At 61.9% G+C, this 14,346-nt stretch carries 11 protein-coding genes; 2 read left to right on the forward strand and 9 right to left on the reverse strand.

From position 1 onward, the window contains the following. Positions 1-63 precede the first annotated feature (63 nt). The 8 genes from fdhA to RG836_RS04435 all read right to left on the reverse strand — a co-directional run bounded on the left by fdhA (position 64) and on the right by RG836_RS04435 (position 10,207). On the reverse strand, positions 64-1,263 hold the full coding sequence (gene fdhA / locus RG836_RS04400) for a formaldehyde dehydrogenase, glutathione-independent (protein ID WP_310843521.1): 1,200 nt from the start codon (positions 1,261-1,263) through the stop codon (positions 64-66). 184 nt (positions 1,264-1,447) lie between these two features. Next, positions 1,448-2,305: a formyltetrahydrofolate deformylase gene (purU, locus tag RG836_RS04405; protein ID WP_310843523.1), complete on the reverse strand. Its 858-nt coding sequence runs from the start codon at positions 2,303-2,305 to the stop codon at positions 1,448-1,450. 217 nt (positions 2,306-2,522) lie between these two features. Then, positions 2,523-3,155, reverse strand: a complete 633-nt coding sequence (locus RG836_RS04410) for a sarcosine oxidase subunit gamma (RefSeq protein ID WP_310843524.1) — start codon at positions 3,153-3,155, stop codon at positions 2,523-2,525. Positions 3,156-3,287: 132 nt separating this feature from the next. Further along, a complete protein-coding gene (locus RG836_RS04415; protein WP_310843525.1) occupies positions 3,288-6,305 on the reverse strand; it encodes a sarcosine oxidase subunit alpha in 3,018 nt (1,005 codons plus the stop codon). Next, on the reverse strand, positions 6,302-6,631 hold the full coding sequence (locus RG836_RS04420) for a sarcosine oxidase subunit delta (RefSeq protein ID WP_310843526.1): 330 nt from the start codon (positions 6,629-6,631) through the stop codon (positions 6,302-6,304). Before RG836_RS04420 ends, RG836_RS04415 begins: the two co-directional genes overlap by 4 nt. Before the next feature lie 14 nt (positions 6,632-6,645). Continuing rightward, complete coding sequence (locus RG836_RS04425) at positions 6,646-7,896, reverse strand: sarcosine oxidase subunit beta (protein ID WP_310843528.1); 1,251 nt, start codon at positions 7,894-7,896, stop codon at positions 6,646-6,648. A gap of 23 nt (positions 7,897-7,919) precedes the next feature. Continuing rightward, a complete protein-coding gene (gene glyA / locus RG836_RS04430; protein WP_310843530.1) occupies positions 7,920-9,173 on the reverse strand; it encodes a serine hydroxymethyltransferase in 1,254 nt (417 codons plus the stop codon). Between the two features lie 317 nt (positions 9,174-9,490). Beyond that, positions 9,491-10,207 carry a TraX family protein gene (locus RG836_RS04435; protein ID WP_310843532.1) on the reverse strand — a complete coding sequence of 239 codons (717 nt, stop codon included), beginning with the start codon at positions 10,205-10,207 and terminating at the stop codon, positions 9,491-9,493. 132 nt (positions 10,208-10,339) lie between these two features. On the opposite strand from RG836_RS04435, the gene RG836_RS04440 reads away from it, so the two are divergent. Further along, entirely contained in the window at positions 10,340-11,380 is a 1,041-nt protein-coding gene (locus tag RG836_RS04440) for a threonine aldolase family protein (RefSeq protein ID WP_310843533.1), read from the forward strand. Between the two features lie 233 nt (positions 11,381-11,613). Here the strand turns inward: RG836_RS04440 and gbcB are convergent, their stop codons facing one another. Beyond that, complete coding sequence (gene gbcB / locus RG836_RS04445) at positions 11,614-12,714, reverse strand: glycine-betaine demethylase subunit GbcB (protein ID WP_310843534.1); 1,101 nt, start codon at positions 12,712-12,714, stop codon at positions 11,614-11,616. A 295-nt stretch (positions 12,715-13,009) separates the two neighbouring features. On the opposite strand from gbcB, the gene gbcA reads away from it, so the two are divergent. After that, positions 13,010-14,305, forward strand: coding sequence for a glycine-betaine demethylase subunit GbcA (gene gbcA, locus RG836_RS04450; protein WP_310843535.1), 1,296 nt, complete (start codon positions 13,010-13,012; stop codon positions 14,303-14,305). Positions 14,306-14,346 lie beyond the last annotated feature (41 nt).

A 14,346-nucleotide genomic window follows, 5' to 3' on the forward strand; every position in this document is an offset into this window, starting at 1 on the left:
GTCGCAGCGTTTTTGGAAAAAAAACGGCGACCCGAAGGTCGCCGCTTATCACCGCATGAACACTTACGCCGCGCTGAACAACTTGTGCGGGTCGATCACGAATTTCTTCGGCACACCGGCATCGAACTCGCCATAGCCGCGTGGGGCGTCATCCAGGCTGATGACTTCCACGCCGACGATGTCGGCAATGTGGATGCGGTCCCACATGATCGCCTGCATCAACTGGCGGTTGTACTTCATCACCGGAGTCTGGCCGGTGTGGAAGCTGTGGGACTTGGCCCAGCCGAGGCCGAAGCGGATGCTCAGGCTGCCCATTTTCGCGGCGGCGTCCACGGCGCCCGGATCTTCGGTGACGTACAGGCCAGGGATACCGATCTTGCCTGCTACGCGAACCACGCCCATCAGCGAGTTGAGCACGGTGGCCGGGGCCTCGTGCTTCACGCCGTCATGGCCGTGACCACGGGCTTCGAAGCCCACGCAGTCCACCGCGCAGTCCACCTCAGGCTCGCCCAGCAATGCGGCGATCTGTTCATGCAGCGGGGTGTCGGTCGACAGGTCGACCACTTCAAAACCCTGAGCCTTGGCGTGCGCCAGGCGGATCGAGTTGACGTCGCCGATGATCACCACCGCCGCGCCCAACAGCCGAGCGGAAGCGGCAGCGGCCAGGCCGACAGGGCCAGCACCGGCGATGTACACCGTGCTGCCGGGGCCCACGCCTGCGGTGACGGCACCGTGGTAACCGGTCGGCAGGATGTCGGAGAGGCAGGTCAGGTCACGGATTTTCTCCATGGCCTTGTCGCGGTCCGGCAGTTTGAGCAGGTTGAAATCGGCGTACGGCACCAGCACGTATTCGGCCTGGCCGCCGGTCCAGTCGCCCATGTCGACATAGCCATAGGCGCCACCGGCACGGGCCGGGTTAACGGTCAGGCACACGCCGGTGTGTTGCTCTTTGCAGGAACGGCAGCGCCCGCACGCAACGTTGAACGGCACCGACACCAGATCACCGATCTTCAGGTTCTCGACGTCGCTGCCCTTTTCGATCACTTCACCGGTAATTTCATGGCCCAGCACCAGACCGGTCTGCGCCGTGGTCCGGCCGCGCACCATGTGCTGGTCGGAACCACAGATGTTGGTGGACACCACACGCAGGATGACGCCGTGTTCGATCTTCCTGCCGCGCGGGTCCTGCATTTTCGGATAGTCGATTTTCTGCACTTCGACCTTGCCACTGCCGAGATACACCACACCACGATTGCCAGACATGCTTTCACCTCGCTGTTGTTTTTATGGAACTGCGTTGCCCAGGCAGGCAGCGCGTTAAATGCTCGGGTACAGATGCTGATTGTTGTATTGCCTGTTAAGGCCTCATCGCTGGCAAGCCAGCTCCCACAGGATTCGTGGTGGATTCACACATCCCTGTGGGAGCTGGCTTGCCAGCGATGGCGATCTAAAGAACGACCGTGCGATTGGCGTTCAAAAACACCCTGCGCTCAATGTGATAACCCACCGCCCGTGCCAACGTCAGGCCCTCGATATCCCGCCCCTTGGCGATCAAATCTTCCGGGTAGTGACTGTGGTCCACCACCTCGACACCCTGGGCAATGATCGGGCCTTCGTCGAGGTCGTTATTGATGTAGTGCGCCGTGGCGCCGACCAGTTTTACGCCTTTGTTGTAGGCCTGGTGATACGGCTTGGCGCCCTTGAAACCCGGCAGCAGCGAGTGATGAATGTTGATCGCCTTGCCATCGAGCTTGCGGCACAGCTCCGGCGACAGCACCTGCATGTAGCGCGCAAGGATCACCAGTTCAGCGCCGGAGTCTTCCACCACTTGCCACACCTGACGCTCCTGGGACGGTTTGTCATTGGGGTCCAGGGGGAAATGGTAGTAGGGGATCTGGTGCCAGTCGGCCAGCGGCTTGAGGTCCGGGTGGTTGGACACCACCGCGACCACGTCCATCGACAATTGGCCGATGCGCTGGCGGTAGAGCAAGTCGTTGAGGCAGTGATCGGCCTTGGAGACCATGATCACCACTTTCGGCCGGTAGTTCGGCGCGGTCAGCTCGAAGATCATGCCGAAGGCCTGACCCCGCTCGGCCAAGCCAGCGCGGAAACCCTGCTCGTCAAAGCCGTCCGGCTGACGGAATTCCACACGAATGAAGAAACGGCCCGAGAGCCGGTCATCGAAGGAATGGTGCTCGGTGACGTAGCAGCCCTGCTCGAACAAAAAGCGGGTAACCGCATCCACCGTGCCGAGCACGCTAGGGCAGTCGGCAGTCAAAATCCATGTGTCTGGGGCGCGGCTCATGGTGCGGTGACTCCTGTTTCAACATCTGTGAGCAGAACGAACTGTGTGGCGAATAAGTTCTGTGGCGAGGGAGCTTGCTCCCGCTGGGTTGCGAAGCAACCCTAAAATCAGCAACTGCGTTCTTCCAGAAAGAATGCGCTCGCATGGGTTGCGACTGCTTCGCAGCCGAGCGGGAGCAAGCTCCCTCGCCACAAAAGCAGTCCCCACTCAATACTAGTCAGGCCTGAACGCTCAAGCCGTACTCAGCCGACGCATCCTGCAACCACAACCACCAGTAATCCGAGAAGCTGCGGCGAATCAGCAGTTCCCAGGTGTCTTCGGCGGTGTGGCGGATCACCAGTTGCGACTTCGCAAACACGGTGCCCACGGCTTTGCCCACCGGGAAGCTGTTGGGGTGCACGTCGTAGCTGGTGGACTTCATCAGCACCTGGCGCACGTTCGGGCCGCTCAGTTCGAGGATCTGCTGGCCGCCGCTGACGTTGACGATCTGGATGTGCAGGTCACCCAGCGCTTCACGGAGTTTCTGTTCGGCGGCGAATTCTTCGCCGGTCGGCACGATCAGCAGCCACTCATCCGGGCCCATCCATTGCAGGCTGGTCTCGCCCTTGACGATGACGGCCAGCGCACCCGGCAATTCGATGCCCAGGGCTTTGTGCACACCGGCGGCGAACGCGGCATCATGGCCGTCGCCACGGAGGGTCAAGTGGCCGAGGAGTTTCTTTTCCCGCACGATCACGCCGGCATTTTTGCGGCCCTTGCCCACCAGGCTGGCGAGGTCGGCATGATGCAGCGACGACTCGGCCTTGGCCCCGGTGGTCGGGCGTTGTTGGTACACATTGGCTGTGGTCATAAAGCACCTGTTCCTGAATTCTTCATACCCTGTGGGAGCTGGCTTGCCAGCGATGGCGATTCGTCAGTCGCAGAGGTGTTGTCTGGTCTGACGCCATCGCGGGCAAGCCACGCTCCCACAGGGACTGTGGTGTTAGATGTTCTGCCGCTCACCCTTCGGATCGAAGAATACCGACGACACGATTTCCGCCTCGATCACGCTGCCATCGGCCAGCGGTGCGAACACCCGCTCGCCCATGCGCTTCAAGCCGCCCTTGACCACGCCCATGGCAAACGAATAGCCCAGGGAGTTGTGCGCGTAGCTTGAGGTCACGTGGCCGACCATGGTCATCGGGATCGCTTGCTTGGTGTTGAACACCAGTTGCGCGCCTTCCGGCAGCCATTTGGTCGGGTCGATCGGCTTGAGGCCCACCAGTTGCTTGCGTTGATCCCGCCCACAGTCTTCACGATTCATGCCGCGCTGGCCGATCCACGAGAACGGTTTGGTGCGACCGACGCACCAGCCCATGTTCAAGTCGTCCGGAGTCATCGAGCCGTCAGTGTCCTGGCCGACGATGATGAAGCCCTTTTCAGCGCGCAGCACGTGCATGGTCTCGGTGCCGTACGGGGTCAGGTTGTACTGCTTGCCAGCCTCGACGATTTTTTCCAGCACGCCCATGGCGTAGTCGGCCTGCACGTTGACTTCGTAGGACAGCTCACCGGTAAACGAAATCCGGAACACCCGCGCCGGCACACCGCCGACCAGGCCTTCTTTCCAGGTCATGAACGGGAAGGCATCGTTGCTCAAATCAATGTCCGTGACTTCGCTGAGCAGCTTACGGCTGTTCGGCCCGGACAGGGTCATGGTTGCCCAATGATCGGTCACGGACGTGAAGTACACCTTCAGGTCTGGCCATTCGGTCTGTTGGTAAATTTCCAGCCATTGCAGTACGCGCGCCGCGCCGCCGGTGGTGGTGGTCATGACGAAATGGTTGTCGGCCAGGCAAGCCGTCACGCCGTCGTCGAAGACCATGCCGTCTTCTTTGCACATCAGGCCGTAGCGGGCTTTGCCCACGTCGAGCTTGGTCCAGGCGTTGGTGTAGATGCGGTTGAGGAACTCGCGGGCATCCGGGCCCTGAATGTCGATCTTGCCCAGGGTCGAGGCGTCCAGCAGGCCGACGCTGTCGCGCACGGCTTTGCATTCGCGTTTCACGGCGGCGTGCAGGTCTTCACCGTTTTTCGGGAAGTACCATGGGCGCTTCCATTGGCCGACGTCTTCGAACTCGGCGCCGTTTTTCAGGTGCCAGTGGTGCAGCGCAGTGAAGCGCACCGGTTCGAAGATGTGCCCGCAGTGCCGACCGGCCACCGCGCCGAAGGTCACCGGCGTGTAGTTCGGGCGGAACATGGTGGTGCCCATCTGCGGGATGGTCACGTTCAGCGAGCGAGCCGCAATCGCCAGGCCGTTGACGTTGCCGAGCTTGCCTTGGTCGGTGCCGAAGCCGAGCGCGGTGTAGCGCTTGACGTGTTCGACCGACTCAAAACCTTCACGGGTCGCCAGTTCGATGCCGCCGGCAGTGACGTCGTTCTGGAAGTCGACGAATTGCTTCGGTGCACGCGCCGAGTTCTTTTCGTGCGGCACCTGGAACAGCGCCAAGGTTGGCTCTTCAAGACGGCTCAAGGCTTTCGGCAAGGTGCCTTCGACCACGCCGAAACCGGCTTCACTGGCCGCGCGGGCGCCACCTTCGAAACCGTCGGCGAGCGTATCGCCGAGACCGTAGACGCCATTGATGCCGCCAACGCACACGCGTTTCTGCGGCGCTTCGCCCGGTACGAAACCGAGGATGTCTTCACGCCAGATCGGCTTGCCACCCAAGTGCGACGCCAGGTGAACCACCGGGCTGTAGCCGCCGGAGCTGGCCACCAGGTCGCAGTCGAGCCACTCGCCTGGGCTGGTGACTTTGTGGGCTTTAACGTCGATCGCGGCGATGCGCGCAGCAGTCACACGCTTGGTGCCACGGGCTTCGATCACGGCGCTGCCGGTGAGGATGCGGATGCCTTTGGCGCGCGCCTCTTCCACCAGCGCACCGCGCGGGTTGCTGCGGGCATCGGCGATGGCGACCACTTGCAGGCTCGCATCCAGCCAATCCAGGGCCACGCGGTAGGCGTGATCGTTGTTGGTCGACAGCACCAGTTTCTTGCCCGGCGCCACGCCGTAGCGGCGCACGTAAGTCGACACCGCACCGGCCAGCATGTTGCCCGGCACGTCGTTGTTGCCATAGACCAGCGGACGTTCATGGGTACCGGTCGCCAGTACCACACGCTTGGCGCGAACCCGGTGGATGCGCTGGCGCACCTGGCCAATCGGCGCGCGGTCGCCGAGGTGATCGGTCAGGCGTTCGTGAATGGTCAGGAAGTTGTGGTCGTGGTAACCGTTGACCGTGGCGCGCGACAACAACAGCACGTCCGGCGTGTCTTTCAATTCGGCGATAACGCTCGCCACCCATTCAGCCGCGGGTTTGCCGTCGAGGCTTTCGCGGGAATCGAGCAGGCTGCCGCCGAACTCTTCCTGTTCATCGGCCAGGATCACCCGGGCCCCGCTGCGCGCGGCGGCCAGTGCGGCCGCCAGGCCAGCCGGGCCGGCGCCGACGATCAGCACGTCGCAGTGCTGGTTCATGTAGTCGTAGGTGTCCGGATCGTTCTCGGTCGGCGAGCGACCCAGGCCGGCGGCCTTACGAATGTACTTTTCGTAAGTCATCCAGAACGATTGCGGGTACATGAAGGTTTTGTAGTAGAAGCCCGGCGGCATCAGCTTGCCGCCGACCTTGCCGAGAATCCCCATCACGTCATTGTTGACGCTCGGCCAACCGTTAGTGCTGGTGGCGACCAGGCCCTGATACAGCGCCTGTTGCGTGGCGCGCACGTTCGGGATTTGCGTGGCTTCGGTGGCGCCGATCTGCAGCACCGCGTTGGGCTCTTCGGCACCGGCGGCGAAGATGCCGCGCGGCCGCGAATACTTGAAGCTGCGGCCGATGATGTCGACACCGTTGGCCAGCAGCGCAGCCGCCAGGGAATCGCCTTCAAAGCCTTTGTAAGTCTGGCCGTTGAAGGTGAAGCTCAGCACTTTGTTGCGGTCGATCCGGCCGCCGTTGGACAGGCGATTGATCTGGCTCATACCTTCTCTCCCAGAGCCGTGGTCGCCGCTTTCGGGCTCTCGGTCTTGTCGGTGAATTGTGGCTTGGTGCCGATCTTGTAGGTTTCGAGAATTTCGTAGGTCACGGTGTCGCGGGTCGCGTTGAAGTACTGGCGGCAACCGGCAGCGTGAATCCACAACTCATGGTGCAGGCCGCGCGGGTTGTCGCGGAAGAACATGTAGTCGCCCCACTCCTCGTCGGTGCAGGCCGCCGGGTCCAGTGGACGCGGGATGTGCGCCTGGCCGGATGCGTGGAATTCCTCTTCGGAGCGCAGTTCGCCGCAGTGAGGACAGAAGATATGCAACATAGGGATTTCTCCTGTTAGTGGGCGACCGCAGCTGCGCCGTGTTCATCGATCAACGCACCGTTGTGGAAACGGTCGATGGAGAAAGGAGCGGCCAATGGGTGCATTTCACCCTTGGCCAGGCTCGCGGCAAACACGTTGCCCGAGCCGGGCGTGGCCTTGAAGCCACCGGTGCCCCAACCGCAGTTGAAGAACATGTTCGGTACCGGGGTTTTCGAGATGATCGGGCAGGCGTCCGGCGTGGTGTCGACGATGCCGCCCCACTGACGGTTCATGCGCACCCGCGAGAGCACCGGGAACATCTCGACGATGGCCTGGATGGTGTGCTCGATCACCGGGTACGAACCGCGCTGGCCGTAGCCGTTGTAGCCGTCGATGCCGGCACCGATTACCAGGTCGCCTTTGTCGGACTGGCTGATGTAACCGTGCACGGCGTTGGACATGATCACGCTGTCGATAATCGGCTTGATCGGCTCGGACACCAGCGCTTGCAGCGGATGAGATTCGATCGGCAGGCGGAAACCGGCGAGTCTGGCCATGTGCCCGGAGTTACCGGCGGTGACCACGCCGACGCGTTTGGCGCCGATAAAGCCTTTGTTGGTTTCCACGCCGATGCATACGCCGTTTTCCTTGCGGAAACCGATCACTTCGGTCTGCTGGATCAGGTCCACGCCGAGGGCGTCGGCGGCGCGGGCAAAGCCCCAGGCCACGGCATCGTGACGGGCCACACCGCCGCGACGCTGGACGGTGGCGCCCATCACCGGGTAGCGGGTGTTTTTCGAGCAGTCGAGGTACGGGATCTCGTCGGCGACTTGCTTGGCATCGAGCAGTTCGCCATCGACGCCGTTGAGGCGGTTGGCGCTGACCCGACGCTCGGAATCACGGATGTCCTGCAGGGTGTGGCACAGGTTGTAGACGCCGCGCTGGGAGAACATCACGTTGTAGTTGAGGTCCTGGGACAGACCTTCCCACAGTTTCATCGCGTGCTCGTACAGGTGCGCCGATTCGTCCCACAGGTAGTTGGAACGCACGATGGTGGTGTTGCGCGCGGTGTTACCGCCGCCCAGCCAGCCTTTCTCGACCACGGCGACGTTGGTGATGCCGTGCTCCTTGGCCAGGTAGTAAGCAGTCGCCAGACCATGCCCGCCACCGCCGACGATGACCACGTCGTAGACCTTTTTCGGGGTCGGCGTGCGCCACATTTTCTGCCAGTTTTCGTGGTGGCTCAGAGAGTGCTTGAAGAGGCCGAAGCCTGAGTAGCGTTGCATAGTCATTTACTCCAAAACCGCACTCAACGATAAACCGGGAAGTCGGCGCACAGGGCCGCGACTTGCTTGGCGACGTTCGCTTCGACGTCGGCATCGCCGAGGTTGTCGAGGATGTCGCAGATCCAGCCGGCGAGTTCGGTGCACTGGCTGACCTTGAAGCCACGGGTGGTCACGGCCGGGGTGCCGATGCGCAGGCCGGAGGTCACGAACGGCGATTGCGGGTCGTTCGGCACGGCGTTTTTGTTGACGGTGATGTGGGCGCGACCCAGCGCGGCGTCGGCGTCTTTGCCGGTGAGGCCCTGGCGGATCAGGCTGACCAGGAACAGGTGGTTGTCGGTGCCGCCGGACACCACGTCATAACCGCGCTTGATGAATACGCCGGCCATGGCCTGGGCGTTGTCGATCACCTGCTGCTGATACGCCTTGAAGCCAGGCTCCAGCGCTTCCTTGAAGCACACCGCTTTGCCGGCGATCACATGCATCAACGGGCCGCCCTGGGCGCCGGGGAATACCGCGGCGTTGAGCTTCTTCTCGATTTCTTCGTTGGACTTGGCCAGGATCAGACCGCCCCGTGGACCGCGCAGGGTTTTGTGCGTGGTGGTCGTGACCACATCGGCGTACGGCAGCGGGTTCGGGTACAGGCCAGCGGCAACCAGACCGGCCACATGCGCCATGTCGACGAACAGCAGTGCACCGACCTTGTCGGCGATCTGACGGAAACGCGGGAAATCCAGGGTCTTGGAGTACGCAGAGAAACCGGCGACGATCATTTTTGGCTGGCACTCGACGGCGAGACGCTCGACTTCGTCGTAATCGATCAGACCGGTATCGGTGTTGATACCGTACTGAACGGCGTTGTACAGCTTGCCCGAGGACGACACTTTGGCGCCGTGGGTCAGGTGGCCGCCGTGGGCCAGGCTCATGCCGAGGATGGTGTCGCCCGGCTGGATCAGCGCCAGGTACACGGCGCTGTTGGCCGAGGAACCGGAGTGCGGCTGGACGTTGGCGTAATCGGCGCCGAACAGCTGCTTGGCGCGTTCGATGGCCAGGGCTTCCACCTTGTCGACGTGCTCGCAGCCACCGTAGTAGCGCTTGCCCGGATAGCCTTCGGCGTACTTGTTGGTCAGGCCGCTGCCCTGGGCTTCCATGACGCGCTGGCTGGTGTAGTTCTCTGACGCGATCAGCTCGATGTGATCTTCCTGGCGTTGCTCCTCGGCATTCATCGCCGCCAGCAGTGCATCGTCGTAACCCTTGATCTGGTCTTGCTTGCTGAACATCGCGTCTCTCCCAGCGGCGGCTTGTGCGCCTTTCGTCTCGGTGAGGCACGGGTCTTTCGACCGTGCCCTTTGGATGCGATGGTATGGCCGGCGCAGGCAGGCCAAATGCCTATGGACGCCACGCAAAGGTGCGTTTACGACATGGCCTGAAATGGCCCGGTGGCGAATAGCTCCGTGGCGAGGGAGCTTGCTCCCGCTAGAGGCCGAAGGACTCCCCGGCCCTGGTATCCCACTGCATCAGGTATTGAGAGGCCAGCCAGGCCGGGGCTGCTGCGCAACCCAGCGGGAGCAAGCTCCCTCGCCACAGGTGAGCGGTGTCAGGCGATGACCTGGCGCACGGCCAGCAACAACAGGAAATGCAACGGATACAGCGCATAAGCCCAACGCCGCATCGGCGGTGGTTTTACGCCCTGTGCGTGTCGCAACAGGAACAGTCCGAGCAATGGCGCGATCAGGCATGCGATCAACCCGAGAATCGCCGCAGCATTACCAACGCGGGCGGCGAGATACAGCACCTGCCATTGATTGGCAGCCAGGCACACCAGACCCGCCAACAGGCTGAAGTACCACGGCCGGCGATACACCAGCAGCAACGCCAGCGGCAGCAGCACGCCGAAAAAACCGAACATCAGGTACTTGGAAAACAGCATCGCCAGCAGCGCCGCAGCCACCGAGAGCAAGCGCGCCACGGACGTTGGCTGCTGCCAGCCACGGGCCACCAGCAGGCCAAGCACCAGGGTTGGCAACACGTTCAGGGTGTCGGGATCGGGTATGAACAGTCGGTAGGGAATTTCGCTGAGGGCGCTGAACAACAGTAACCATCCAAGGTAGCGCCACCGGCCATCGACTTTAAGGCTATCAGCCCGCGCGAGATTGGCCGCCATCGCCAGGCAGAACCAGGGAAACGCCAGGCGCCCCGGCACATACAGCCAATCGGCGGAGAAGCCGACATATCGCAGGTGATCAAGCAGCATGCTCAGCAGCGCCAGCCACTTGAGCAGATCGAGCGCGCCGTCGCGTGTGCGCATGTGCATAATTGCCGTCGTTCCTTGTGTTTGTCAGAAAGCAACATCCCGTGCGCTTGCCGGATGATCTTCGGTACAGTGCGCACCATCATTGACCACGCGGCGCTTTTATCCCTTGCGCCTCGATTACGGAAAACGGCCATGACCGACAAGAGCCAACAATTCGCCAGCGACAACTATTCCGGTATTTGCCCCGAAGCCTGGGCTGCCATGGAACAGGCCAACCACGGCCACCAGCGCGCCTATGGCGACGATGAATGGACCGCGCGCGCGTCCGATGATTTCCGCAAGCTGTTCGAAACCGACTGTGAAGTGTTCTTCGCCTTCAACGGCACCGCGGCCAACTCCCTGGCCCTGTCGTCGCTGTGCCAGAGTTACCACAGCGTGATCTGCTCGGAAACCGCCCACGTCGAAACCGACGAATGTGGCGCCCCGGAATTCTTCTCCAACGGCTCCAAACTGCTGATCGCCCGCACCGAAAACGGCAAGCTGACGCCGGAATCGATCCGCGAAGTGGCGCTCAAGCGCCAGGACATCCACTACCCTAAACCCCGCGTTGTGACCCTGACCCAAGCCACTGAAGTCGGCAGCGTCTACACACCGGACGAAATCCGCGCCATCAGCGCCACCTGCAAGGAACTGGGCCTGAACCTGCACATGGACGGCGCGCGTTTCTCCAACGCCTGCGCGTTCCTCGGCTGCACCCCAGCGGACCTGACCTGGAAGGCCGGCGTCGACGTGCTGTGTTTTGGCGGGACGAAAAACGGCATGGCGGTGGGCGAGGCGATTCTGTTCTTCAACCACACACTGGCCGAAGACTTTGACTACCGCTGCAAACAAGCTGGGCAATTGGCCTCGAAGATGCGCTTCCTGTCAGCGCCGTGGGTCGGCATCCTGGAAAACAACGCCTGGCTCAAATACGCCCGCCACGCCAACCACTGCGCGCAACTGCTGGCGGAACTGGTCAGCGACATTCCCGGCGTCGAGCTGATGTTCCCGGTGCAGGCCAACGGCGTGTTCCTGCAACTCTCGGAACCCGCCATCACCGCCCTCACCGCCCGCGGCTGGCGCTTCTACACCTTCATCGGCAACGGCGGCGCACGCTTCATGTGCTCGTGGGACACCGAAGAAGAACGCGTGCGTGAACTGGCGGCGGATATTCGCGATGTGATGTCGCGCTAAGCAACCATGCGATTCCTTTGGTGAGGGGATTGCTCTTCTGTGGTGAGGGGGCTTGCCCCCGTTGGGGCGCGCAGCGGCCCTGAACACTGAGCTCGCGGGCTACCTGACACACTCAGTTGTCAGGGATCGGGTCTGCTGCGCTGCCCAGCGGGAGCAAGCTCCCTCGCCACAAAAAGCTCCTGAGCTACAAAAGTTTTCGGGCCACGACAAGCTCCTTCGCCACAGATTGGGGTTTAGAACTCAATCCGCACATCACCCTTCGGCACGCTGCAGCAGGACAGGATGAAGCCGTCGGCTTCGTCTTCTTCGGTGATGCCGCCGTTGTGGTCCATCTCGACCTCGCCGCCCAGTTTCAGCACTTTGCAAGTGCCGCAGATGCCCATGCCGCAGGCTTTCGGGATCAGCAGGCCGACTTTGGCGGCGGCGGCGTGGACGGTTTCGCCCGGCGCCACGCGGATGCTCTTGCCGGAGGCGGTGAATTCCACTTGGTGCAGATCGGCAGCATCCGGCTCCGGAGCGTCGGCGGCTTGCTCGGCTTGTTCCACCGCGTCGGCGCGGGCTTCCGGTGGCGTGGCGCCGAAGGACTCCTCGTGGTAGCGCTCCATGTCGAAACCGGCGGCTTCGAGCAGGCGCTTGACCGCGTTCATGTACGGCGTCGGGCCGCAGCAGAACACTTCGCGGTCCATGAAGTCCGGCACCATCAGTTCCAGCATCTTATGGTTCAGGTACCCGCGATAGCCGGCCCAGGGTTCGCCCAAGCCATGTTTCTCACAGATCAAGTGCAGGCTGAAGTTGTCGATCCGCGACGCCATGTGCTCCAGCTCGCGGTGGTAAATGATGTCTTTCGGTGAGCGGGCGCTGTGGACAAACGTCATGTCGACATTGGCGTTGGTGTCGTAGAACCAGCGTGCCATCGACATGCACGGCGTAATACCGACGCCGCCGCTGAGGTACAGCACCTTCGGGCTCGGGAAGTCCATGGCGTTGAACAGCCCGACCGGCCCGTGCACTGCCAGCTCCTGGCCTTCGTGCAGGGTGTCGTGCAGCCAGTTGGAGACCTTGCCGCCCGGCACGCGTTTGATGGTCACCGAAAAGCTGTACGGCACCGACGGCGAACTGGAGATGGTGTACGAGCGCATGATCGGCACGCCCTCGATTTCCAGCTCGAGGGTGACGAACTGCCCCGGTTTGAAGAAGAACAGGATCGGCTGGTCAGCCATGAAGCAGAAGGTGCGCACGTCCCAGGTTTCCTGGATGACTTTGACGCAACGGACGATATGCCGACCATTGGCCCAGGTCTGGGTGGTTACCGGATTCAGGAAGCTGTTGGACATGCTGTTCTCCACCGCCGATGCTCGGCCTTATGGTGGCGATTCTGCGTATAGCGCAGATCGCCCATTTACCTATCTGCGACATTCACATACTTATCGCGACCAGCCCCCAACTACCGGGGGTTGCGCGTCGGGAACAGATTGGGCCATGTCGCCCATGGATAAGGTTCTGGTGTGCGCCGGCCCCACACTCGCCCCATATCCATACACATCCTTTACACCTGCTTCACACCTTGCGTAGCAAAAACCTGATTAGCCACTTTCGCCGGCCACGCAGATGGCCTTGAGGATCAAATCGATGGACGTCACCGCAAAAATCAGCCTGGGCGATCCGCTGGAACCCGCACGCAAGGCCACCGCGCAGATGCTGCAAGAGCGCGAGCGCACTTTCTCGTTGCCGCAGCCGTTTTACTCTGACGAGCGCCTGTTCGATATCGACATGCAGGAAATCTTCCAGAAAGAGTGGTTGATCGCCGGCATGACCTGCGAGATCCCGTCCAAGGGCAATTACATCACCCTGCAAATCGGCAAGAATCCGATCATCGTGATTCGCGGCGCCGAAGGCGTGGTCCACGCGTTTCACAACGTCTGCCGCCACCGTGGCTCGCGCTTGTGCACCAGCGACAAAGGCAAGGTCGCCAAACTCGTGTGCCATTACCACCAGTGGACCTACGAACTGGATGGCCGCCTGCTGTTCGCCGGCACCGAGATGGGCGCCGACTTCGACATGAAGCAGTACGGCCTCAAACCGGTGAACGTGAAGACGTCGGGGGGCTACATCTTCATCAGCCTGGCGGAGAATCCACCGGCTATCGACGACTTCCTGTCGACGCTGAACCACTACATGGAACCCTACGACATGGAGAACACCAAGGTGGCGATTACCACCACCCTGGTAGAAAAGGCTAACTGGAAGCTGGTGCTGGAAAACAATCGCGAGTGCTACCACTGCAACGCCTCGCACCCGGAGCTGTTGAAAACCCTGCTGGAATGGGACGACGTCACCGACCCTCGAGCCGACCAGGCCTTCAAGGACCACGTCGCCGCGTCCGCCGCTGCCTGGGAAGCCGAGAAAATCCCTTACGCCCACGCCAGTTTCGGCCTGCGCAACCGCATCGTGCGCATGCCGCTACTCAAAGGCACCGTGTCGATGACCCTCGACGGCAAGCAGGGCTGCGCGAAACTCATGGGCCGGATCAAAAACCCGGACCTCGGCTCGATGCGCATCCTGCACCTGCCGCATTCGTGGAACCATTGCATGGGCGACCACATCATCGTGTTCACCGTGTGGCCGGTCAGCGCTCAGGAAACCATCGTTACGACTAAGTGGATCGTGCACAAGGACGCCGTTGAAGGCGTGGACTACGACGTCGACCGCATGCGCCAGGTGTGGGACGCCACCAATGACCAGGACCGTCGCCTGGCCGAAGAAAACCAGCGCGGGATTAACTCCACCGCCTACCAGCCAGGGCCTTATTCCAAGACCTATGAGTTCGGCGTAGTGAATTTCGTCGACTGGTACAGCGAGCGCTTGCTGAACAACCTTGGCGCCGAACCCGCGCCTTACCTCAAAGGCGTGCCAGTGCAAGGCTGAGCCTTAACGAAACGAAAAACGCCCGTCTAAATGACGGGCGT

Origin of the sequence: Pseudomonas rhizozeae (assembly GCF_031583775.1) — a bacterium.
Lineage (GTDB): Bacteria > Pseudomonadota > Gammaproteobacteria > Pseudomonadales > Pseudomonadaceae > Aquipseudomonas.

What these genes read in the sequence shown, in the direction of transcription:
- fdhA (WP_310843521.1), bottom strand. Translation starts at nt 1,263, where the DNA reads ATGTCTGGCAATCGTGGTGTGGTGTATCTCGGCAGTGGCAAGGTCGAA.
- purU (WP_310843523.1), bottom strand. Translation starts at nt 2,305, where the DNA reads ATGAGCCGCGCCCCAGACACATGGATTTTGACTGCCGACTGCCCTAGC.
- RG836_RS04410 (WP_310843524.1), bottom strand. Translation starts at nt 3,155, where the DNA reads ATGACCACAGCCAATGTGTACCAACAACGCCCGACCACCGGGGCCAAG.
- RG836_RS04415 (WP_310843525.1), bottom strand. Translation starts at nt 6,305, where the DNA reads ATGAGCCAGATCAATCGCCTGTCCAACGGCGGCCGGATCGACCGCAAC.
- RG836_RS04420 (WP_310843526.1), bottom strand. Translation starts at nt 6,631, where the DNA reads ATGTTGCATATCTTCTGTCCTCACTGCGGCGAACTGCGCTCCGAAGAG.
- RG836_RS04425 (WP_310843528.1), bottom strand. Translation starts at nt 7,896, where the DNA reads ATGCAACGCTACTCAGGCTTCGGCCTCTTCAAGCACTCTCTGAGCCAC.
- glyA (WP_310843530.1), bottom strand. Translation starts at nt 9,173, where the DNA reads ATGTTCAGCAAGCAAGACCAGATCAAGGGTTACGACGATGCACTGCTG.
- RG836_RS04435 (WP_310843532.1), bottom strand. Translation starts at nt 10,207, where the DNA reads ATGCACATGCGCACACGCGACGGCGCGCTCGATCTGCTCAAGTGGCTG.
- RG836_RS04440 (WP_310843533.1), top strand. Translation starts at nt 10,340, where the DNA reads ATGACCGACAAGAGCCAACAATTCGCCAGCGACAACTATTCCGGTATT.
- gbcB (WP_310843534.1), bottom strand. Translation starts at nt 12,714, where the DNA reads ATGTCCAACAGCTTCCTGAATCCGGTAACCACCCAGACCTGGGCCAAT.
- gbcA (WP_310843535.1), top strand. Translation starts at nt 13,010, where the DNA reads ATGGACGTCACCGCAAAAATCAGCCTGGGCGATCCGCTGGAACCCGCA.